Source organism: Streptomyces blastmyceticus (genome assembly GCF_039521185.1).
GTDB classification, from domain to species: Bacteria; Actinomycetota; Actinomycetes; order Streptomycetales; family Streptomycetaceae; genus Streptomyces; species Streptomyces blastmyceticus.
The window spans coordinates 443,064-464,950 of sequence record NZ_BAAABW010000026.1 but is presented as its reverse complement, the minus strand read 5'-3'; the positions used below and the strand labels follow the sequence as shown (position 1 = coordinate 464,950).

Genomic DNA, 21,887 nt, shown 5'->3' with positions numbered 1-21,887 from the left:
CACGGCTCCCGGGGTGCGGGTGCGCGGTCGGCCCATCCGCGGAACCGTCCCTGACCGGCCAACTCCCCTGTCATCATGGTCCCTTCACGGCAAGGAGAGGCCCATGGCACAGGTCCGCAAGGCGCTGCTGATCGGCGTCGCCCGCTCGCCCGCCGCGCTCGGCGAGTTCGACGCCCTGGACGAGGCGGTCGAGGCCGACCTGCGCGCCATGCGGGCGGCACTGGAGGAGTCCGGCTACGACGTCGAGACCCTGTCCGGGGCCGGGGGCCCGGCCATCGGCACCCGCATCTTCGAGACGGCCGGCGCCGTCCCCGAGGACGGCACGCTGCTGCTCTACTTCACCGGCCACGGGGTGCGCCACGGCGACACCGACTACCTCGTCCCGGCCGACGCCCAGGCACCCCCCGACGGCGTCTGGCAGGAGCCCTACCTCGACACGCTCCTCCCCGCCGACATCAGCAGATACCTCAAGGGCTGCCGCGCCGGAACCGTCCTGTGGCTCATCGACGCCTGCCGCAAGGAACTGCCCGGAGCGGAGGGGGCGTTCGGCAGCGGCATCGTCAAGGGGCCGCCGGGTGGGCGGTTCGCCCTCATGGTCGGCTGCTCGCCCGGCGAACGGTGCGGCTGTACGTCCGAAGGCAGCTTCTTCACCCGGGGGCTGGTCCGGGCGCTGGGCTCGCTGTCGGCGCCGCAGACCGTCCAGGAGGTGTTCGAGGAGGCCCGCACCCGCACCGCCCGCACCGCGCACCGCCACGGCATGACCCAGAGGGTGTGGATCCGCTACGGCACGGACCTGGAGGAGGAGACCCGGGCCGCGCGCGTCTGCGAAGGCCGCCTGCTGCTGGAGGAGTGGCGGGCCGCCGTGGAGGACGACGACCTGTGGAGACTCGTCGACCCCGCCACCGCGCCGAGCGCGCCCCGGCTCCGGGCCGCCCTGGCCGCCCTGGTCGAATCCTGCGCCCGCGAGGTCCGCCTCGCCCAGGAGTCGCTGCCCGACCCCTGGGCCGACGAGGACTTCCCCGTACGGCTGTTGCGCCGCGCCCTGCTGCCCCTGCTGTCGCACGCGCCCCGGCTGTCGGCCCTGGAAGTGGCGGCCCTGGCCGCGGCCCCCTTCCTGCGCGAGGCCGCGTGGGCCCGGCGCCTGGCCGAGGCCGAGGAGGCCGAACCGCTCAGCCCCGGGCGGCTCCCCGGCGCGGGCCAGCAGCGCCGACACCTGGAGCAACTGCGCGACCACTACGCCCACGTCGCACGCAAGCAGGCCGCCTGCGCCGGCCGCGGCCGGACCGAGGACGAACACGCCGTCGCCCTGTGGCTGGTGCACCGCTGGATCGCCGAACGCTTCGAGACCGACGAGGAACCCGTCCCCGCCGACCTGTGCGACCGGCTCGCCGCCGGCCTGCTCGACGCCGGGAGCGGCGACTCCGACCGGGTCGGCGAACTCTCCGCCACCCTCGCCTCCCTCGCCGCGGGCATCGGCCTCGACACCCCCCTCGACGACGGACAGGACTGCCCGGCCCGCACCGTGCGCCTGCCCGAACGGCGCCAGCCCCTCCGTATCCGCCCGCTGAGCGCGCTGCTGCGCCTGGCCGCCGCCCTCGCCGCCGACGTCCGCACCTTCCCCGACATCATCGCCGACCACCTCGCCGTCACGGACCCGGTGCGGCCCGAGGGCATCCTCGAACTGGCCCGCCACTGCCTGGACTGGACGGCCGACGGCGACGGCCTCCACCTCGACGTCCTCTGCCCCCACCAGGCCGTGCACGCCGCCCTCACCGAGATCGTCGAGCGCGCGGACCGGCTGGCCGCGCTCACCCGCGAACTGGCGGCCGCCCTCCCGTCGGACGAGGCGGACCTGCTGGCCGCGGTGCCCGCCCGGGTGACGGCCCGCGGCCTGCGCCCGCGCAGCTGTCAGGGCCGCAAGGCGTACGAAGTCCCCCTGCTCCGCTTCCACCTGGCCCAGACCGAGGTCCGCGACCTCCTGATGGGACGTCAGCTCTACGGCGACCCCGCCCTCGCCCTCCGCGAGCTCTACCAGAACGCCCTGGACGCCTGCCGCTACCGCGCCATGCGCTGGAGCTATCTGCGCCACCGGGACCGCCGCCCCGCCGACTGGTCCGGCCGCATCACCGTCGTCCAGGGCGTGGACGGGCGCGGCCGGTACGTCGAATGCCGGGACAACGGCATCGGCATGGACCTGGAGCAGCTCAAGAACACCTTCACCCGGGCGGGCAGCCGGTTCGAGCAGTCCCGCGCCTTCCGCCGCGAGCAGGCCGGCTGGCTGCGCCGCGACCCCTCCCTGCGGCTCCACCCGAACAGCCGCTTCGGCATCGGCGTCCTCAGCTACTTCATGCTGGCGGACGAGATGACGATCGTCACCCGCCGCGTCGGCCCCTCGGGCGCGGTGGCGGGGGACGCCCTGCACGTCGACATCCCCAGCAGCGGCAGCCTGTTCCGCGTCCAGCGGCACGACGACGCGGAGGACGGCCGCGCGGAGGGCGGAACGCGCGTCCGGCTGTATCTGCGCGACGACGACGAATCGGGGGAGCTGTCGTGCGTGGCGAAGATGCGCGAGCTGGTCGCGGTGAGCGAGTTCCACATGGAGGTGCGGGACGACAGCGGTGCGCGGGACACGTGGGAGCCGAACGAACTGCACGGACGGAGTCTGCCCTGTGTGGCCGTGCCGGATGTGCTGTGGTGGGTCGACGGGGAAGGGGCCGTCCTCTGCGACGGCGTCGCGACGGACAAGAAGCCGTTCGGCTACGTCCTCAACCTCACCGGCACCCACGCGGGCATCCTGAGTGTCAACCGCAACCAACTGCTCGACCATGACGAGGAGTGGGCGCGGGAGAACTGGCGGCTGGGGGCCGCGGCACTGCCGCGATGGTCCGGGCTGACCATGAGATGGCTGTGGGAGCTGGAGCGTTCGAGTCTTCCGGTGGCCCGTGTGCTGTGGGAGGAGCTGCGGGGCAAGGGCGTGCGTGTGGACCTCGACCGGAAGGGGCGGAAGAGCGTTTCCCTTGACGAGGTCGGGTGGTTCGGACATGACGCGACGGTGATCGGGCCGAATGGCACGTCCATCTCGATCACAGGCAATGATCTCGCCGGACCATGGCGGGTGGCGGTGTGGGACGGGCCGGGCCCCCTCGGTGAGACGTCGGTCAGCCCTTCGTCGCTCGTTGGGCACCCGTTGCCCGTGCCGGGTGATGCGGGCGTCGTACGGACGAGCCAGCGATTCGCCAACCCGGGGTGGGCCGAAGTGATCGACGCGGCGGCCGACGCATCGACGCCGGTGATCGACGCGGTACGGGCTCTGCGCCGCATGCGGATCCTGCATCCGAGGCTGGCGCCTCCTCAAGTCGTCGAGGGAGCCCTGGAATGGGTGCCGGATCCGATGGACAAAGAGATCAGCACCGCGCTGAAGGGCATCCTGCGGGACCGGCCGGGCACGGACTCCGCTGGCGCCGACGGGAGGCTCGAGGGACTGGTGAAGCTGTCCTGGCAGCACGGTTTGACGCTCGGGCAGCTCACCCGCAGATGCCTGCGCTATGCGCCGATTCTGACAGGACCGGTTCCCCGCGCACCCGAGCACCACGAACACCACGTGTGCAGTGACGCGGATGAGCGCCTGCTGTACACCCGGCGACCCGGGGGTATCGGGGTCATGAGCCAGATCGTCGGGCCGTGGGACGTGCGCGAGGTCGCCACCCGGCTGGACGTTCCACCGGGCGCGGTGCTGGAGCACTTGGCCGCGTTCGCCTGGCTCGGCTGGCCTGTGCCGTCCGCCGACGAGGTCGACAGATGGATGAGTCTGGAGGACGACATCGTCGCCGTGCTGGGGGAGCACGGGAGACACCTGGGCGACGGGACCCTCGTCGTGGGCTGGGAGGCGGCCTTCGTGCTGTCCGCGAAACGCGGAATTCCCTTCTGCGACGCCCATGTTGAACTGATCATCGCGACCGACCGCCTCGGCGTGACCTATCGGCACAGGTCCCGGGGTGTGCCCGTCGGTGGTGCTCCGGTGTCCCGGGAGTGCGCTCGCATCATGGAGGCGATCGCGTACGAGTGGCGATTCACCCTGGACGACAGTATCGACATGGAGACGCTCTACGCATGCCGACCTCGTGGGGCGAGCCGCGAGGAATTCGACAGGGCCGTCTCCGAGATACGGGCGATCGGGCTGACGGTTCCGGACACCATCGAACTGATTCATCGGTGGGAGGAGCTGCCGCCTCTGACCCAAGTGGTGCTGTCCGGCAAGAACCCGTGGAACGACGACGGCACCTCCCCCGCGCCGCACATCACCTCCAGCGTGCTCTTCGCCGCGGGCGTGCAGCTCCAGGAGCCGCTGGGAGAGCTGTGGCGGCTGGCCCGGCAGGAGGCCGGACCGTTCGGGCTGAGCGTGCCGGAGCTCCCGGAAGCTCTCTCCGTTCATCGCCCGTCCCAGCACGAGGGGATTCTCCTCGACAACTGGAACACCAACGAGGAGGAAACACCCCACTGGGAACCGCTCTCACCCATCAGGCTTGCCACATACGCCCACCACACCACCACCGACGCCGCCTCCGCGTACGGCCGTCTCGCACCGCTGCGCGCCCTCGGCGCCCTCATCCCCGAACTCGCCCCGGAAGCGCTGGATTCCCTGCGCACCGGCGTTCCGGACAGACGTGATCTGCTCGCTCTGGGCAGTACGTACCGGGTCTCCCCGCCGTCCGAACCCCTGTGCCCCCTCGACCTCGTCAGCATCGCGGGCCGCCTCGGCGAGGACATCGGCCGCACGTGGGCGCGCATCGCGCCCTACGCACCCCTCGGCCCCGCGCCGGACATCCCCCACGCCCCGGACCTCGTCCCCCTCTGGCAGGACCTGGCCATCCTCTCGGTCCACCTGGACGGGCGGCTGCCCGCCCTCGCCGGCCGCGTGCCCCCGCGCCATGTGACCCTCGTGGCCCGCGAGATCGAGGAGACCGAAGCCTGGGTCACGGCCCGACTCCGGCTCTACGCGCGGATGTTCACGCTCGACCTCACCGCACTCCCCGCCCCGGAGGACGCATGACCGCCGCCCCTGTCCACGACTTCGCCACCGTCTACGCCGAACGCGACCTCGGCGAGGTCCCCGCGGACTTCAGCCGGCGCACTGGCCCCGACGGCCGCGCCGTCGTCGTCGAGGGCCACTGCCCCTGCTGCCGGGGGCGCACGGCCACGGAGTTCCGGCGCGGCGTGCCGGGCACCGGCACGAAGGGTGTGCTCTCCCGCCTCCTGCACCGGACCCCGGCGGCCGACGACGCCGATCCGCTCGCGACCGAAGTTCTCTTCTGCGAGTGCGGCTACCCCCACCCCCGGCAGCCCGCCGACGCCGTCTTCGTCGGCTGCGGTGCGAGCTGGCGCGTGCGCGACACCGCGTCCGGTGGCGGACCGTGAGCGGGTCGACGGACCGGCGGTGGGCGGAGCTGGCGCGCGAGCTGGAGCTCCGGCAGCTCCCCGAACTGCGTCGCCAGGCGGAGGGCTGGCGCACCGGACTGACCGGTCTCACCGCCCTGTTCGCCGTCCTCGTCGTCCTCAAGGGCCGCGACAACCTCGACGGCCTCCCGTCCGCCGCCCGCGTGGCGGCGACGGCCCTGCTGGCCGCCGCGTTCCTCCTCCTGGCCGCGGGCTCCCTCCTTGCCGTACGCGCCTCCTACGGGCGCCCCGGCGATGAGATCACGCTCGGTGGCCAGGCGCTGCGCGCGTGGACCGAGCGCGAAGTCGTCCGCGTCACCCGGCGCATCGTGACCGCGGCCGTCTGCTGTGTGACGGGCCTCGTGCTGGTCGCCGCCGCGGTCGCCGTGGCCTGGTCGACGACGGGCGCCGCCGCGGAGCACCTCGTCCGGGTCACCACCCCGGCGGCCACGGTGTGCGGCGAGCTCGCGGACGCGGGCGCGCGGGGCACGGCGGTCTGGACGGGCGAGGGCCGTGAGCGCCTGCTCCGGGTGATCCCGGCGGCGTCGGTGACCTCGGTGGAACCGGTCGGGAGCTGCCCGGGACGCTGACCGGGGGTCACTTGCCCGACCACGTCCAGTCCGTCACCTCCGGCAGGTCCGTGCCGTGCTCGCGGATCCACGCGCGGTGGCGGGTACGGGCGTCCGCCATCGCCTGCCGGACCGGGACCGCGCGGACGCCCAGCCCCGGCACCCGGTCGATGACGTCCATGACCAGGCGGTAGCGGTCCAGGTCGTTGCTGACGACCATGTCGAAGGGGGTGGTCGTGGTGCCCGTCTCCTTGTAGCCGCGCACGTGCAGTTGGTCGTGGCCGGTGCGGCGGTAGGTGAGGCGGTGGATCAGCCACGGGTAGCCGTGATAGGCGAAGGCGACCGGCCTGTCGGCGGTGAACAGCGCGTCGTACTCCGCGTCGGACATCCCGTGCGGATGCTCCTCCTTCGGCAGCAGGCGCGTCATGTCGACGACGTTGACGACCCGTACGGCCAGCTCGGGAAGGTGGCGGCGGAGCAGGTCCGCGGCGGCGAGCACCTCCTGCGTGGGGACGTCGCCCGCGCAGCCGAGCACCACGTCCGGCGGCCGCTCGCCGGTCTCCGTGCCCGCCCAGGTCCACACCCCGGCGCCCCGCGCGCAGTGCGCGCGTGCCTCGTCCAGACCCAGCCAGTCGAAGCTCGGCTGCTTGCCCGCGACGATCACATTGACCTGGTCGCGGCTGCGCAGCACGTGGTCGGCCACGCACAGCAGCGTGTTGGCGTCCGGCGGGAGGAAGACCCGGACGACCTCGGGCGACTTGTTGAGCACGTGGTCGACGAAGCCGGGGTCCTGGTGGGAGAAGCCGTTGTGGTCCTGGCGCCAGACGTGCGAGGTGAGCAGGTAGTTGAGGGAGGGGACGGGGCGGCGCCAGGTCAGGGCGCGGGAGGTCTTGAGCCACTTGATGTGCTGGTTGACCATGGAGTCCACGATGTGCACGAAGGCCTCGTAGCAGGAGAACAGCCCGTGCCGGCCGGTGAGGGTGTAGCCCTCCAGCCAGCCCTGGCAGAGGTGTTCGGAGAGGACCTCCATCACCCGGCCGTCGTGGGCGAGGTGTTCGTCGGTGGGAAGGGTCCGCTCCTGCCACGCCTTGCCCGTCGCCTCGTAGACGGCGTCCAGCCGGTTGGAGGCGGTCTCGTCGGGGCCGGCCAGCCGGAAGTTCCGGCGCTCCGCGGTGTCGGCCATGATCTGCGCGAGGAGACGGCCCAGGACCCGGGTGGGCTCGTGCAGGGCCGTGCCGGGCCGCTCCACAGGCACGGCGTAGTGCTCCAGCGGCGGGAGGGACAGCGAGCGGGTGAGCAGGCCGCCGTTGGTGTGCGGGTTGGCACCGAGCCGCCGGGCGCCTCGCGGCACGTACTCCAGGACCTGCGGCAGCGGCCGCCCCTGCGCGTCGAAGAGCTCCTCCGGCCGGTACGAGCGCAGCCAGCCCTCCAACTGGCGCAGGTGCTCAGGGTTGTCCCGGACCCCGGACAGGGGGACCTGGTGGGCGCGCCAGGTGCCCTCGACTGCCAGCCCGTCGACCTCGGCGGGGCCGGTCCAGCCCTTGGGCGTGCGGAGCACGATCAGCGGCCAGTGCGGCCGGTCGAGTACGCCCTCCGCGCGGGCCACGCGCTGCGCGGTGGCGATGTGGTCCAGGGCGCGGTCGAGCGCGGCGGCCAGCGCCCGGTGCACGCGGCCGGGGTCGCCACCGCTCACGTACAGCGGCTCGTGGCCGTATCCGCGCAGCAGCCGGTCCAGCTCCTCCTCGGGGAGGCGGGCGAGGACCGAGGGGTTGGCGATCTTGTAGCCGTTGAGGTGCAGGACCGGCAGCACGGCCCCGTCGTGGATGGGGTCGAGGAACTTGTTCGCGTGCCAGGAGGCCGCGAGCGGCCCCGTCTCCGCCTCGCCGTCACCGATGACGCAGGCGACGAGCAGGTCCGGATTGTCGAGTGCGGCGCCGTACGCGTGGGCCAGGGAGTAACCGAGCTCGCCGCCCTCGTGGATCGAGCCCGGCGTCTCCGGGGCGACGTGGCTGGGCACTCCGCCGGGGAAGGAGAACTGCCGGAACAGGCGCCCCATGCCCTCCGCGTCCCGGCTCACGTCCGGATACACCTCGCTGTAGCTGCCCTCCAGCCAGGAGTTGGCGAGCACGGCCGGCCCGCCGTGCCCGGGGCCCCAGACGCAGATCGCGTCCAGATCCCGCGCCGTGATCACCCGGTTGAGGTGGGTGTGGATCAGATTGAGCCCGGGGGTGGTGCCCCAGTGCCCCAGCAGCCGCGGCTTGATGTGCTCGGGCTCCAGCGGGACGGTCAGCAGGGGGTTGCTCAGCAGGTAGATCTGCCCGGCGGAGAGGTAGTTGGCCGCGCGCCAGTGGGCGTCCAGGGACGCGACCTCGGCGTCGGTGAGCCCGCCTCGGCCCGGGTCGGCGGCGTGGTCGGGGCGCTGGGGGTCTGCGGGGGCCTGTGGCATGTGCTGCTCCTGGTGAGCGCGGCGGGTCGGCGTCCGGGACCCCGACGGGGTACCCCTCGCCTCCCGCGGGAAACGGCACCCCGCCCGGCGTCACCCTCCGTACACCGTCGCGTGCTCCGAGTCGCGCCGTCCGGTGGTGCGGGGGATGCTGGTGCCGGCACTCCTTGGACGCGTGAGCGAGGGGAGAAGCGTGATCATGGCCGAGACGACACACCGGCGCCGCACCCGCGACGCCCCCGACACGGCCGACTCCTTCGCGCTCCTGGCGACCCTTCCCCCCGGCCCGGAGCGCGACCGGCTCCGGCAGGACGTGATCGCCGCCTGGCTGCCCATGGCCGAGCGCATCAGCCTGCGTTTCCGCAGCAGCGGCGAGAGCCCCGCGGACCTGCGTCAGGTGGCGGCCCTCGGGCTGGTCAACGCCGTCGACCGGTACGACCCCGGCCTCGGCCACGCCTTCGAGACCTTCGCCGTCCCCACCATCAACGGCGAGCTCAAGCGCCACATCCGCGACCACGCCTGGTCCGTGCACATCCCGCGCCGGGACCAGGAGCTGCGCACGGCCGTCCGCACCGCGCAGACGGTCCTCGGCCACCGGGACGCCCGGGCCCGGTCGACCCCGGCGGAGCTGGCCGCGGAGACCGGTCTGACCGAGGAGGAGGTGCGCCGCGGGCTCGCGGCCGAGGGCGTGCACAACACGCTGTCGCTGGACCACCCGGTCCTCGGCGCCGACGACCTCCCGCTCGCCGAGACCCTCGGCTGGGCGGACCGCGCACTGGATCTCGTGGTCGACCGGCAGGCCCTTCGGCCGCTGCTGAGCGCGCTGCCGGAGCGGGAGAAGTACGTCCTGTACTGGCGCTTCTTCGGCAATCTCACCCAGAAGCAGATAGGTGCCCGGCTGGGCGTCTCCCAGATGCAGATCTCCCGCATCCTCAGCCGCACCTGTGCCCGGCTCCGCCGGGAACTGCTCGACAAGACCGGTTCGCCGGGCCGCACGGCAGGAGGCGTATCACCATGACGTCCGGCCACACCCACCTCACCCCCGATCTGCCGCCGATCGTCGACGTCCCCGACCTGCCCGGCGCCCAGCGCCCCCGGGGCAAGCCCGCCGACGGCACCGGCGAGGAATCCGCACATGGCAGTGGCGCCCACCATGATGACCATGATGGGCGCCACGAACGCGCAGGTGAGGACTCCGGCGGCTGACTGTGACCCCTCTCCGGCGCGGGTTGCGCGGTGCGGCTAGAAGCGCGCTCCGGGCAGGTGGGTCACCAGCGGCCGTGCTCGCCGCGGCCACCCTCGTGGTGGTGACCTTCGTGACGCTCCTCGTCGACGTTGGCGCAGGTGTTGCCGAAGGTGGGGTTCAGCAGACCGACGATGTCGATCGTGTTGCCGCAGAGGTTGAGCGGGATCTGAATCGGCACCTGGATGGCATTGCCCGAGATGATGCCGGGGGAGCCTACGGCCGCGCCCTCTGCTCCAGCATTTGCGGAAGCGATTCCCGCGGCGCCGGAAACGACGGCGCCGGCGGCGAGGGTCAGGGCGGCGGCCTTGGCGATACGCGACATGGCTAAACCTTTCTCATGGGTGTTGAGCGGCAATTGTTGCCGGAGAATCCAAAGGGATTCGCCCAATATCGGCGCCGAACACCATAATTAACCCGGAAAGCCCAATAAGTCATATGGGCTGCATTTGGGGGGAGTTCGCCCTCGAAATGGCCAACTCCCTTGCCGGGCAGGCGCCTTCCGCCCGTTGGCGGCTTGCGGTGTGCGACGCCGTGCCGGTCGTGACCGACAGTGAGGGTTCGGTGACCCGTGCGAGCGCGACCGGATCGTGTGATGTTCCGCGCTCGGGTTTGTCCAGACAGCCTTCGGCTACGTACAGTTCTTCGAAGCTCCAATAGATCAGACGAACTGGGAAACGACAGCGCCGATGACGGTCACAGAAGAAAGCCGCGACGGTGCGGTCCACCAGTCGGGCATCGATCCGGAGCGCATGGCGGTCTGCCTGAGCGTGCTCGAAGAGCTCGACGAGCTGCCGGTCGACCACCCGCACGCGATCGAGATCCGCCGGGCCACCGCCGGGATCTACCGCACGGTCAAGCAGCGCCGCCGCCAGGAGCGCCGGGCCGCCAAGACCGCCAACGACAAGGCCGTCACCGAGGCCACCGCCACCGGCGCCGCGGACCGGATCGACGACGAGACGCGCGGCATCCCCCTCGCGGCCACGACCACCGCCCAGATCGTCGGCATCCTGGAGCGCCCCCGCTCCTGCTACATCTGCAAGACGCGGTACGTCGAGGTCGACGCGTTCTACCACCAGCTCTGCCAGGCCTGCGCCGCCGAGAACCGGGCCCGCCGGGACGCGCGCACGGACCTCACCGGCAAGCGCGCGCTGCTCACCGGCGGCCGGGCGAAGATCGGCATGTACATCGCCCTGCGGCTGCTGCGGGACGGTGCGCACACCACCATCACCACGCGGTTCCCCAACGACGCGATCCGCCGCTTCAAGGCCATGCCGGACAGTGGGGACTGGCTGCACCGGCTGAAGGTCGTCGGCATCGACCTGCGCGACCCCGCCCAGGTCGTCGCCCTGGCGGACTCGGTCAGCGCCGAGGGCCCGCTCGACATCCTGATCAACAACGCGGCCCAGACCGTCCGCCGCTCCCCGGCCGCCTACCGCGAGCTCGTCACCGCCGAGGCCGCCCCGCTGCCCGCCGGTGAGCTGCCCGCCTCGGTCGTCTTCGGCGCCTTCGGCAGCGGTGCCCAGGCGGCGCTGCCCGCCCCGGCGGGAGCCAAGCACGACGAGCTCACCCCGCAGGCCCTCACCGAGCTCGCGCTGACCACCGGCTCCGCCTCGCTCGCGCGGGTCGAGGCCGGCACCGCGATCGACGCGGGCGGGCTCGTGCCCGACCTGGACGCCACGAACACCTGGATCCAGACGGTCGAGGAGGTCGACCCGGTCGAGCTGCTCGAAGTGCAGCTGTGCAATGTCACCGCACCGTTCGTGCTGGTCAGCCGACTGCGTCCGGCGATGGCCGCCTCCACGGCCCGCCGGAAGTACGTGGTGAACGTCTCCGCCATGGAGGGCGTCTTCAGCCGCGGCTACAAGGGCGCGGGCCACCCGCACACCAACATGGCCAAGGCCGCGCTCAACATGCTCACCCGCACCAGCGCGCAGGAGATGCTGGAGACCGACGGCATCCTCATGACCGCCGTCGACACCGGCTGGATCACCGACGAGCGCCCGCACCCCGACAAGGTGCGGCTCGCGGAGGAGGGCTTCCACGCGCCGCTCGACCTGGTCGACGGTGCGGCGCGCGTCTACGACCCGATCGTCCGGGGCGAGGCGGGCGAGGACCTTTACGGCTGCTTCCTCAAGGACTACGCCCGGGCGAACTGGTAACCGGGCGGCGGGCTTTCCAGCCCCTGCGATGTCACGAAATGCCGGGCGGGCTGGAGAAATCCGGCCCGCCCGGCATTTCGCATATGCGGCGGAGCCGCGCCTGCTGCAGGCGCTACGCGGCCCGTACGCGCGCCCGGGGATGCAGCGCCGCGTATTCGAGCGGCGCCGAAGGGTCGATCGAGACATCCAGCGGCGCCGGCTCCGCGCCCGCGCGGACCAGCAGGTCGCCGACCGCGGCGACCATCGCGCCGTTGTCCGTGCACAGCCGCATGGGCGGTACGCGCAGCTCGATCCCCGCCGCCGCGCAGCGCGATCGGGCCAGCTCCCGTACGCGCGAGTTCGCCGCGACGCCGCCGACCACGACCAGCGTGCCCACGCCGTGCTCGACGCACGCGGCGACCGCCTTGCGCGTCAGGACGTCCGCCACCGCCTCCTGGAGGGAGGCCGCGCCGTCCGCGACGGGCAGGGGCCGCCCCGCCGCCCGGTGCTGCTCCGCCCAGCGGGCGGCGGCCGTCTTCAGGCCGGAGAAGGAGAACGCGTAGCGGTCGTCCCGCGGCCCCGTCAGCGGCCGTGGGAACGGCACGGCCCGCGGATCGCCCTCGCGCGCCGCCCGGTCCACGGCGGGTCCGCCGGGGTAGGGCAGGCCGAAGACCCGGGCGACCTTGTCGAAGCACTCGCCCGCGGCGTCGTCGAGCGTGTCGCCGAGGTGGACGATCGGATCCCGCGCCAGGTCCCGCACGAGCAGCAGGGACGTATGGCCGCCGGAGACGATCAGCACCATGCAGGGGTCGGGCAGCGGTCCGTGCTCCAGGGTGTCCACGGCCACGTGTCCGGCGAGGTGGTGCACCCCGTACAGCGGCACGCCCAGCGCGTACGCGAAGCCCTTCGCGGCCGCGACGCCCACCTGGAGCGCCCCGGACAGCCCGGGGCCCGTCGTCACCGCGACCGCGTCGATGTCGCCCATCGACAGCCCCGCGTCGGCGAGCGCCGCCCGCACCACGGGCGCTGCCGCGTGCACGTGCGCGCGGGCCGCGATCTCCGGGACTACGCCGCCGAAGCGCGCGTGCTCGTCCATGCTGGAGGCCACCGCGTGCCCCAGCAGCTCCCCGTCCCGGACCAGACCGGCACCGGTCTCGTCGCAGGACGACTCGATCCCCAGCACCACCGGTGAACGCACCACGCCACGCCTCCTGCCATCGATAAGTAAATGCACATCATATGCAACAAGGCGGGGTGCGGATCCCGGCTGTTCCGCCGTCACCCCAGGTCAGTAGAGTTCCGATGCCCCCTGACCACCGCAGATCCTTAAGGTGCGCCCCCGTGAGCCACGCCCCCGTGACCGTCGTAGGCATCGGCGCCGACGGCTGGCCCGGTCTCGCCCCGGCCTCCCGGGAAGCGCTGTGCCGCGCCGACGTGCTGATCGGCGGCCCCCGCCAGCTGGAGCTGCTGCCCGAGGAGTGCGCGGGGGAGCGCGTCCCCTGGCCCTCGCCGCTGCGTCCCGCCGTGCCGGGGCTGCTGGCTGAGCATGCCGGGCGGCGGGTCTGCGTGCTCGCCAGCGGCGACCCTATGTTCTTCGGCATCGGGCGCACGCTCGTGGACGTCCTCGGCGACACCGCCCGCCTGCGGGTGCTGCCGCACCCTTCCTCCGTGTCGTACGCCTGCGCCCGGCTCGGCTGGCCGCTGGACGACACCGAGGTGCTCAGCCTCGTCGGCCGCCCCCTCGCGGCCCTCTCCGCCGCCCTGCACCACGGGCGACGGCTGCTGCTCCTGAGCTCCGGCGCGGACACCCCCGCCGAGGTCGCCGGACTGCTGGACGCCCGCGGCTTCGGGCCGAGCCGGATGACCGTGCTCGAACAGCTCGGCGGCGAGCGCGAGCGCCACGTCGAGGGAACGGCCGCCGGCTGGGAGCGGCCGCCCGGTGACGCCCTCAACGTGATCGCCGTCCAGTGCCTGCGCGCGCCCGGCGCGCCCCGACTGCCGCTCACCCCCGGCCTGCCGGACGAAGCCTTCGAGCACGACGGACAGTTGACGAAGCGTCACGTACGGGCCGTGACGCTGGCCGCACTCGCCCCCGCCCCCGGCGAGCTGCTGTGGGACGTGGGCGGCGGTTCCGGCTCCATCGGCATCGAGTGGATGCGCGCCCACCGCTCCTGTCGGGCCGTCACCGTCGAGCGCGACGCCGTACGGGCCGGGCGCATCACCCGCAACGCCGAGGCGCTGGGCGTGCCCGCGCTGCGCGTCGTCACCGGCGCGGCCCCCGCCGCGCTCGCCGGACTGCCCGTGCCCGACGCGGTGTTCATCGGCGGCGGGCTCACCGCGACCGGCCTGCTCGCCGCCTGCTGGGACGCTCTCCCCGAGGGCGGGCGGCTCGTCGCCAACACCGTCACCCTGGAGTCCGAGGCACTGCTCACCGAGTGGTACCGGCGCCACGGCGGCGAGCTGACGCGCCTCGCCGTCGCCCGCGCCGTCCCCGTCGGCGGCTTCACGGGCTGGCGGCAGGCGATGCCCGTGACGCAGTGGGCGGCGGTCAAGACGGCGACCGGAGCCGACGGCGCCGCACCGGTACGTCCCTGACCGGCCAGGTAGAGAACAGCCCCACCATCCCGTTAGGAGACCTCCAGTCATGACCGTGTACTTCATCGGTGCCGGCCCCGGCGCCGCCGACCTGATCACGGTGCGCGGTGCGCGGACGCTCGCCCGCTGCGGCGTCTGCCTCTACGCGGGCAGCCTCGTGCCGCGTGAACTCCTCGCCGAGTGCCCGCCCGACGCCCGTCTCGTGGACACGGCGCGGCTGAACCTGGACCAGATCACGGACGAGTTCGTCCGCGCCCACGAGGCCGGTCACGACGTGGCCCGGCTGCACTCCGGCGACCCCGCCGTCTTCAGCGCGGTCGCCGAGCAGATGCGGCGCCTGGACGCCGTGGGCATCCCGTACGAGATCGTGCCCGGCGTGCCCTCCTTCGCGGCGGCCGCCGCCGCGCTCGGCCGTGAGCTGACCGTTCCCACCGTGGGCCAGACCGTGATCCTCACCCGCATCGCCCAGCAGGCCACCCCCATGCCCCCGGGCGAGGACCTGGCCACGCTCGGCCGCAGCGGCGCCCTGCTCGTCCTGCACCTCGCGGCCCGCTACACCGACCGCGTCGTCTCCGAACTCCTCCCGCACTACGGCGCGGACTGCCCCGCCGCCGTCGTCGCCATGGCCAGCCGCCCCGACGAACTCGTCCTGCGCGGCACGCTCGCCGACATCGCCGGACAGGTGAAGGAGGCGGGCGTGGTGCGGACGGCGGTCATCATCGTCGGCCGCACCCTGGCGGCTGAGCAGTTCCCGGACAGCCACCTGTACTCCACGACGCGCGAGCGCTGAGGCGGGGCTACCCCCGCGTAGACCCTCGCGGAGCATCGGCGCACGGCTCGGGCGGACGCACCAGGTCTAACCTGGAGATATCACCCGGGAGGTGAGGCCGTCATGGCATTTATGCAGATAGTCGACTGCAAGACCCGCAGTTACGACGACATGAATCGGCTCATGGACGAGTGGGTCGAGGCGACCGAGGGCAAGCGCACCGCCACCCACGCCGTCGTCGGCCGGGACCGCTCCGACAGCGATCACTATGTGGAGATCATAGAGTTCCCCTCGTACGAGGAGGCGATGAAGAACTCGGATCTCCCGGAGACCAACCGCATCTTCGAGGAGATGGTGGCCCTCTGCGAGGGGGAGCCCGTCTTCACCGACCTCGACGTGGTCCGCGACGAACAGCTCAACAAGGCCACGGCCCGCCGCTTCTTCGAGGACATCGCCGTCGGGGGCGACCTCGACCTCGTCGACGAGCTGTTCGCCGCCGACTATCACGACCACGACATCGGCAAGGAGACGGACACCGCGATCGGGTCCGGCGTCGTCAAGGACGACGTCACCCGCTGGCGCGACGCGTTCGACTTCCACTTCGCCCTCCACGGCCAACTCGCCGAAGGCGACGAGGTGGTCACGCGGTGGACGTGGCGGGGCACGCACACGGGGGAGTTCATGGGCGTCGCACCGACCGACCGCGACGTGGAGATGACGGGCGTCACGGTCTTCCTCTTCCGCGACGGCCGGATCCAGGAGGGCTGGTGGACGTACGACCTGCTGCGCCTGGCCCGGCAGTTGGGCGCGGTGCGGATGTAGTCCCGGGGGGCGTCAACCGCCCTGAGGGCCACGGGGGTCCGCCCGCCCCACTATCGTTCCCGCGAGGTCGATGCAGATGACGTCGACCGCGACCGGCGCGCCCCGCAGCACCGCGAGAGCCTCGTCGCGCGCGGCGGCCGCGACCAGATAACCCAGCGGCACGCCGCGCGCGGCGCACTGCTGGAGCGCGTCCAGGCCCGTGTTCGCGGCGGCGACCGCCGCCGCGAGACCGGAGTCCGCGCCGCCCCGCCGGGCCAGCTCCGCCAGGAACCCCTTGTCCACCTGCGAGCGCGCCGAATGCAGATCCAGATGCCCCGCCGCCAGCTTGGACAGCTTCGCGAAACCGCCCGCCACCGTCAGCCGGTCCACCGGGTGCCGGCGGATGTACTTCAGCACCGCGCCCGCGAAGTCGCCCATGTCGAGCAGGGCGTCCTCCGGCAGGCCGTGCACGGCCACCGCGACCTTCTCCGACGTGGAACCCGTACAGCCCGCCACGTGCGTACGGCCCGCCGCGCGCGCCACGTCCACACCGCGCCGGATGCTGTCGATCCAGGCGGAACAGGAATACGGCACGACGATGCCCGTGGTGCCCAGGATGGACAGCCCGCCCAGGATGCCGAGCCGGGGGTTCCAGGTGGAGCGGGCGATCTCCTCGCCGTGGTCCACGGAGATCTCGACCTCGACGTCGCCCGTGCCGCCGTGCCGCGCCGCGACCTCGGCGACGTGCTCGCGCATCAGCTGCCGGGGCACGGGGTTCACGGCGGGTTCGCCGACGGCCAGCGGCAGCCCGGGGCGGGTCACGGTCCCCACGCCGGGCCCGGCGCGGAAGACCACCCCGGAACCGGGCGGCAGCACGCGCACGGTCGAGCGGATCAGCGCGCCGTGCGTCACGTCCGGATCGTCCCCCGCGTCCTTGACGACCGCGGCCATGGCCCGGCCCCCGCCCAGCTCCTCGGCGGCGAGCGCGAAGGCGGGCGTCTGGCCCTTGGGCAGCGTGATCGTCACCGGGTCGGGGAAGTCGCCGGTGAGCAGCGCGGTGTAGGCGGCGGTCGTCGTGGCCGTCGCGCAGGCACCCGTCGTCCAGCCGTGCCGCAGCCCGGTGTGCGCGAGTTGCGCGGTACGCCCGCCCTTGGGCTGCGCGGCCTCGGTCTCAGTCACGGTGGCCTCCGGCCGTAGAGTGGGCCCCGACCCATGAACGCCCGGCAGCAGCACGGGCACAGCGAACGGAAGGGCCCGCGGTGAGCGCCGAGCGCCACGTCCTGATCCTGGGCGGCACGACCGAGGCGCGCCGCCTCGCCGCCGAGCTGGCCGCGGACCCGGCCCTGCGCGTCACCAGCTCCCTCGCGGGGCGCGTCGCCGAGCCGCGGCTGCCCGCGGGGGAGGTGCGCATCGGGGGGTTCGGAGGGCCCGGCGGCCTGGCCCGCTGGCTGCGCGAGCAGCAGGTGGACGCGCTCATCGACGCCACCCATCCTTTCGCCGGCACGATCAGTTTCAACGCCGCGGAGGCGGCCGCGGACGCCCGTGTCCCGCTGCTCGCCCTGCGCCGCCCCGGGTGGGTCGCGGGCCCGGGGGACCGCTGGACTTCCGTCGCGTCGCTTGACGAGGCGGCGCGGGCGCTGCCCGCGCTGGGTGAACGGGTGTTCCTGACCACGGGCCGGATGGGGCTGGCCGCCTTCGCGCACCTCGAGGATATGTGGTTCCTCGTACGCTCCGTGGACGCCCCCGAACCGCCGGTGCCCGCGCGCATGGAGACGCTGCTCGACCGCGGCCCTTTCACGCTCGACGGCGAGCGCTCGCTGCTGCGGCGGCACCGCATCGACGTCGTGGTGACGAAGGACTCCGGTGGGGCGGCGACTTCGGCGAAGCTTGTCGCTGCGCGGGAGGTGGGGGTACCGGTGGTTGTCGTGCGGCGGCCTTGTGTGCCTCGCGGTGTGCGTGAGGTCGCGGATCCGGGTGCGGCCGCGTCGTGGCTGAGGGAGCTTCTTCCCCAGCCCCGCCCCTTCCCGTAACCGGGGCTCCGCCCCGGACCCCGGACCGCGCTTCGCGCGGTGTCCTCAAACGCCGGACGGGCTGAAATCAGCCCGTCCGGCGACAGCGCGTCAGCGTTCCGGGTACCTTCTCGGGGTCCAGACGATTTCCGTCGCGTCCGCGCCGCGGCGGACCGCTCGCGTCTGCGTCGAGCCCACGAGCAGGATCGTGCGCATGTCCACCTCCGCCGGATCCAGGTCACCGAGCCGCACGATGCGTACGCTCTCCGACGGCCCGCCCACATCGCGGCCCAGTACCACCAGCGTGTCCGGCGTGCGGTGTTCCAGCAGCAGCTCGCGCGCCTTGCCGACCTGCCACTGGCGGCTGCGGGAGCCGGGGTTGTAGAGGGCCAGGACCAGGTCCGCCTCAGCGGCCGAGCGCAGCCGCTCCGCGATGACCTCCCACGGCTTCAGCCGGTCGGAGAGCGAGATGACCGCGTAGTCGTGGCCGAGCGGCGCGCCCGCCCGGGAGGCCGCGGCGTGGGCGGCGGTCATGCCGGGCAGCACCCGCACCGGCACCTCGCGGTAGGGGTCCTCCGAGGCGACCTCCAGCACGGCCGTCGCCATCGCGAAGACGCCCGGGTCGCCGGAGGAGACGACCGCGACCCGGCGCCCCTGCCGGGCGAGGTCGAGGGCGAACTCGGCGCGCTCGGACTCCACCTTGTTGTCGGAGGGGTGCCGGCGCTGACCGGGCCGCACGGGCACCCGGTCGATGTAGGTGCTGTAACCGACCAGGTCCTGCGCGGCCGCCAGCTCGCCGCGCGCCTCCGGCGTCAGCCACAGCGGGCCCGCCGGGCCGAGCCCGACGACCACGACCTCGCCCCGGCCACCGGCCGCCGGGGCCGCGTCGACGCGGCTCGGCAGCACCGCCACCGAGAAGTACGGCACCGACTCCGGGTCCACGTCCGCCAGCGGCTCCGTGCGCTGCCCGGCCATGGTGGCGCGCTCCACATAGCGCGCGTCCGCGAGCCGGCCCGAGCGCTCCAACGCGCCCCGCACCGCCGGGAACGTCCGGCCGAGCTTCATCACCACGGCCGAGTCGGTCGACGCCAGACGGGCCGTCAGCTCCTCCTCGGGCAGCGTGCCCGGCAGGATCGTCAGCACCTCCTCGCCCTCCACCAGCGGGGTGCCCAGCGCGGCGGCGGCCGCGCTGACCGAGGTGACCCCGGGGATCACCTCGGTGGGATAGCGGTCGGCCAGCCGCTTGTGCATGTGCATGTACGAGCTGTAGAAGAGCGGGTCGCCCTCGGCGAGCACCGCGACGCTGCGCCCGGCGTCCAGGTGCGCCGCGAGCCGGGCCGCGGCCTCCTCGTAGAACTCCTCCATCGCGCCCCGGTAGCCACCGGGGTGGTCGGTGGTCTCCACGGTGACGGGGTAGACCAGCCGCTCCTCGACGTGGTCGGGGCGCAGATGGCGTTCGGCGATGGAGCGCGCGATGGAACGGCCGTGCCGGGCGCTGTGGTAGGCGACGACATCGGCCGAGGCGATGACCTCGACGGCCCGCACGGTCATCAGGGACGGGTCGCCGGGGCCGAGCCCGACCCCGTACAGCCGGCCCGTGGTCTGCTGCTGCTCGCTCACTCTTCCTCGCTCGCTATCGCGTTGATCGCGGCGGCGGCCATGGCGCTGCCGCCCCGCCTGCCCCGCACCACCAGGTAGTCCAGCCCCAACGGGCTCTCCGCCAGCGCGTCCTTGGACTCGGCGGCGCCGATGAAGCCCACCGGGATGCCGATGACGGCGGCCGGGCGCGGAGCGCCGTCCCGCACCATCTCCAGCAGCCGGAACAGCGCCGTCGGCGCGTTGCCCACCGCGACCACGGCCCCGTCGAGCTTCTCCCGCCACAGCTCCAGCGCGGCGGCGCTGCGCGTGGTGCCCATGGCGCGGGCCAGCTCCGGCACGGCCGGGTCGGCGAGGGTGCAGAGCACCTCGTTGTCCGCGGGCAGCCGCTTGCGGGTGACGCCGCTCGCGACCATGTTCGCGTCGCACAGGATCGGCGCACCGGCGCGCAGCGCCTCCCGGGCGCGGGCCACGACCTGCGGGCTGTAGGCGATGTCCCGTACGAGATCGACCATCCCGCAGGCGTGGATCATGCGCACCGCGACCTGACTGACGTCCGGCGGCAGGGCGCCGAGGTCGGCCTCGGCGCGGATGGTGGCAAAGGACTGGCGGTAGATGGACGCGCCGTCCTTTTCGTACTCGAACACATCGCCTCGCTTGCTGGTTTCGCTCTGTGGATCAGTGGTGTGCGGCACGGTGCCGCTGTGTCGTCCGTCCGTACGGCTCATGTCGTCCTGCGCGCCGCCGTCACCGCCGCCGCCGACTCCTCGGCCGTCACCGTCCGCGCCGTGCCGTCCGCGGTGCCGCCCCGTACGGCGACTTCATACCCGTCACCGGTCGCCAGGACATCCACCCAGGCCCCTCCGGGGTGGCCGCACCTTCGTTCGCACCCGGACCAGTACACCGGCAGGCCGCCGGTCCGCTGGTGCGCGAGGCAGGCCACCGCGTCCGCCCGTACGTCCGCGCGGGACTTCGCGCAGCCGGGGCGGCCCGCGCACGCGCCCGCCCGGTGCCAGGGGGAATCGGCGGAGGTGACGAGTCCGGCGTCCGCGAGGGCGGCCAGCCGGGCCGGGGCCGTGACCGCCGGCAGGCCGGGCACGACGATGCCGCGCCAGGGTGTCACACGCAGCTCACCGGCCCCGTACTCGGCCGCGGTCCGCACGACGAGCCGCCACTGAGCGGCGGTCAGCCGGCCGAGGGGAGCCGCCACCGAGAGGGCGGTGTGCCCGTACGGTCCGGTGACCTGGCCCGGTTCCACCGGGGCGCCCTGCGGCGGCGCGAGCGTGGCGGGCGCGGAGACGATGCCCGCGACAGCGAGCCGGTGGGCCAACGGGCCGACGCGCGGCCGGTGTTCCTCGGGCAGGTCCTTGACGCGCCAGGCGGCGGTGCCGCTCACGCGCGCCGTCTCCAGGAACTGCTCCGCCGCGAGAACCGCCGCCCGCGGCCCGTGCCCGGCGGCGATCCGCAGGCCGGAAGCGGAGGTTCCGTAGCCGAGCAGGGCCTGGTCGCCCCCGGTTGCGATCAATGTCACATCGGGGACGAGGGCCGCGATATCGCCCCGGCCGTCGTCCAGACCGAAGAGGAACCGCCCCGAAAGGCCCGTCACGTCCGGGTTCGCGCACAGCAGCCGGTCCAGTTCACGTGCCCAGGCCTGCACATCGCCGTGCCCGGCGCCGTCCAGGCCGCACAGCGGTGACGCCACGGTGTTGCGCACCCGTTCGTGCCGGTCGGACGGCAGCATCCCGGCTTCGCGCAGCCGCTCGCCGAGCTCGCCGCCGCAGCCGCCGGACAGGCCGCGCAACTGCACGTTGCCGCGCGAGGTGATGTCGAGATTCCCGTCGCCCAGCTCCTCGGACAGCCGTGCCAGCACGTCTGCCTGATGGATCGTCAGAAGCCCGGCGGGCAGCCGGACGCGGGCCAGCGCGCCGTCGTCCGCGGCGTGCAGCCGCAGCGCGCCGGGACAGGAGTCACCGCCCGTGCGGACGGGTGTCCCCGGGGGTACGGCGGCGCCGCCGGAGTTATCCCGGTCCGGGCCGGATGTGGGGGTGACGGACATGGCGGCGAGCATACCGACGACCGCGCCCCGCGCACCGGCCCCTACGGCGCCCGCCAGCGCTTACTATGCTCACGGAAGGGTCGGCCCAGGTGGTCCGGCCCGCACCGAACGCCAGCGACGGCGCCAGGGGAGGAAGCCGGTGAGACTCCGGCACGGTCCCGCCACTGTGAGCCCGGCAGCGATGCCGGGCGAGTCAGGAACTCCCGCCGTCCTCCAACCGCCCGGGGCGCGG

General features: G+C 73.4%; 17 protein-coding genes and 1 riboswitch. Of the genes, 10 read left to right on the top strand and 7 right to left on the bottom strand.

From position 1 onward, the window contains the following. Nucleotides 1-103 precede the first annotated feature (103 nt). The 3 genes from ABD269_RS24485 to ABD269_RS24475 are packed head-to-tail and all read left to right on the top strand — an operon-like array spanning nucleotide 104 to nucleotide 6,023. The gene (locus ABD269_RS24485; RefSeq protein WP_344121062.1) at nucleotides 104-5,050 is read left to right on the top strand and encodes an HD domain-containing protein; all 4,947 of its coding nucleotides are present in this window, start codon (nucleotides 104-106) and stop codon (nucleotides 5,048-5,050) included. Beyond that, entirely contained in the window at nucleotides 5,047-5,415 is a 369-nt protein-coding gene (locus ABD269_RS24480) for a hypothetical protein (RefSeq protein ID WP_344121060.1), read from the top strand. Before ABD269_RS24485 ends, ABD269_RS24480 begins: the two co-directional genes overlap by 4 nt. Further along, entirely contained in the window at nucleotides 5,412-6,023 is a 612-nt protein-coding gene (locus tag ABD269_RS24475) for a hypothetical protein (protein ID WP_344121058.1), read from the top strand. The genes ABD269_RS24480 and ABD269_RS24475 overlap by 4 nt, the downstream gene beginning before the upstream one ends. Before the next feature lie 7 nt (nucleotides 6,024-6,030). Here the strand turns inward: ABD269_RS24475 and ABD269_RS24470 are convergent, their stop codons facing one another. Beyond that, the gene (locus tag ABD269_RS24470; protein ID WP_344121056.1) at nucleotides 6,031-8,448 is read right to left on the bottom strand and encodes a phosphoketolase family protein; all 2,418 of its coding nucleotides are present in this window, start codon (nucleotides 8,446-8,448) and stop codon (nucleotides 6,031-6,033) included. 196 nt (nucleotides 8,449-8,644) lie between these two features. Between ABD269_RS24470 and ABD269_RS24465 the strand changes: the two genes are divergently transcribed. Further along, complete coding sequence (locus ABD269_RS24465) at nucleotides 8,645-9,463, top strand: sigma-70 family RNA polymerase sigma factor (protein ID WP_301891130.1); 819 nt, start codon at nucleotides 8,645-8,647, stop codon at nucleotides 9,461-9,463. Next, nucleotides 9,460-9,651 (top strand): hypothetical protein, encoded by a 192-nt coding sequence (locus ABD269_RS24460; protein ID WP_344121054.1) that lies wholly within the window; start codon nucleotides 9,460-9,462, stop codon nucleotides 9,649-9,651. Before ABD269_RS24465 ends, ABD269_RS24460 begins: the two co-directional genes overlap by 4 nt. Nucleotides 9,652-9,713: 62 nt before the next feature. On the opposite strand, the gene ABD269_RS24455 is transcribed toward ABD269_RS24460, so the two are convergent. After that, nucleotides 9,714-10,013: a chaplin gene (locus ABD269_RS24455; RefSeq protein ID WP_301891128.1), complete on the bottom strand. Its 300-nt coding sequence runs from the start codon at nucleotides 10,011-10,013 to the stop codon at nucleotides 9,714-9,716. 364 nt (nucleotides 10,014-10,377) lie between these two features. On the opposite strand from ABD269_RS24455, the gene ABD269_RS24450 reads away from it, so the two are divergent. Then, a complete protein-coding gene (locus ABD269_RS24450; protein WP_301891127.1) occupies nucleotides 10,378-11,850 on the top strand; it encodes an SDR family oxidoreductase in 1,473 nt (490 codons plus the stop codon). A gap of 112 nt (nucleotides 11,851-11,962) precedes the next feature. On the opposite strand, the gene tsaD is transcribed toward ABD269_RS24450, so the two are convergent. Next, nucleotides 11,963-13,027 carry a tRNA (adenosine(37)-N6)-threonylcarbamoyltransferase complex transferase subunit TsaD gene (gene tsaD / locus ABD269_RS24445; RefSeq protein WP_344122058.1) on the bottom strand — a complete coding sequence of 355 codons (1,065 nt, stop codon included), beginning with the start codon at nucleotides 13,025-13,027 and terminating at the stop codon, nucleotides 11,963-11,965. A 104-nt stretch (nucleotides 13,028-13,131) separates the two neighbouring features. On the opposite strand from tsaD, the gene cbiE reads away from it, so the two are divergent. The 3 genes from cbiE (at nucleotide 13,132) to ABD269_RS24430 (ending at nucleotide 16,015) form a co-directional block, all read left to right on the top strand. Continuing rightward, nucleotides 13,132-14,424, top strand: coding sequence for a precorrin-6y C5,15-methyltransferase (decarboxylating) subunit CbiE (gene cbiE / locus ABD269_RS24440; RefSeq protein WP_344121050.1), 1,293 nt, complete (start codon nucleotides 13,132-13,134; stop codon nucleotides 14,422-14,424). A 49-nt stretch (nucleotides 14,425-14,473) separates the two neighbouring features. Continuing rightward, complete coding sequence (gene cobM, locus ABD269_RS24435; RefSeq protein ID WP_301891125.1) at nucleotides 14,474-15,214, top strand: precorrin-4 C(11)-methyltransferase; 741 nt, start codon at nucleotides 14,474-14,476, stop codon at nucleotides 15,212-15,214. 102 nt (nucleotides 15,215-15,316) lie between these two features. After that, a complete protein-coding gene (locus tag ABD269_RS24430) occupies nucleotides 15,317-16,015 on the top strand; it encodes an ester cyclase (RefSeq protein WP_344121047.1) in 699 nt (232 codons plus the stop codon). A gap of 12 nt (nucleotides 16,016-16,027) precedes the next feature. Here ABD269_RS24430 and ABD269_RS24425 read toward each other — a convergent pair whose 3' ends face one another. After that, nucleotides 16,028-17,173 (bottom strand): cobalt-precorrin-5B (C(1))-methyltransferase, encoded by a 1,146-nt coding sequence (locus ABD269_RS24425; protein WP_344121045.1) that lies wholly within the window; start codon nucleotides 17,171-17,173, stop codon nucleotides 16,028-16,030. Nucleotides 17,174-17,253: 80 nt separating this feature from the next. Between ABD269_RS24425 and ABD269_RS24420 the strand changes: the two genes are divergently transcribed. Next, entirely contained in the window at nucleotides 17,254-18,024 is a 771-nt protein-coding gene (locus tag ABD269_RS24420; RefSeq protein WP_344121043.1) for a cobalt-precorrin-6A reductase, read from the top strand. A gap of 90 nt (nucleotides 18,025-18,114) precedes the next feature. On the opposite strand, the gene ABD269_RS24415 is transcribed toward ABD269_RS24420, so the two are convergent. The 3 genes from ABD269_RS24415 to cobG all read right to left on the bottom strand — a co-directional run bounded on the left by ABD269_RS24415 (nucleotide 18,115) and on the right by cobG (nucleotide 21,655). Then, nucleotides 18,115-19,623 carry a precorrin-2 C(20)-methyltransferase gene (locus ABD269_RS24415; protein ID WP_344121041.1) on the bottom strand — a complete coding sequence of 503 codons (1,509 nt, stop codon included), beginning with the start codon at nucleotides 19,621-19,623 and terminating at the stop codon, nucleotides 18,115-18,117. Further along, complete coding sequence (locus ABD269_RS24410; protein ID WP_344122056.1) at nucleotides 19,620-20,246, bottom strand: precorrin-8X methylmutase; 627 nt, start codon at nucleotides 20,244-20,246, stop codon at nucleotides 19,620-19,622. Before ABD269_RS24410 ends, ABD269_RS24415 begins: the two co-directional genes overlap by 4 nt. 77 nt (nucleotides 20,247-20,323) lie before the next feature. Continuing rightward, nucleotides 20,324-21,655 carry a precorrin-3B synthase gene (gene cobG / locus ABD269_RS24405; RefSeq protein WP_344121039.1) on the bottom strand — a complete coding sequence of 444 codons (1,332 nt, stop codon included), beginning with the start codon at nucleotides 21,653-21,655 and terminating at the stop codon, nucleotides 20,324-20,326. Nucleotides 21,656-21,784: 129 nt separating this feature from the next. After that, nucleotides 21,785-21,858, top strand: a riboswitch (cobalamin riboswitch). The last annotated feature ends 29 nt before the right edge of the window (nucleotides 21,859-21,887 follow it).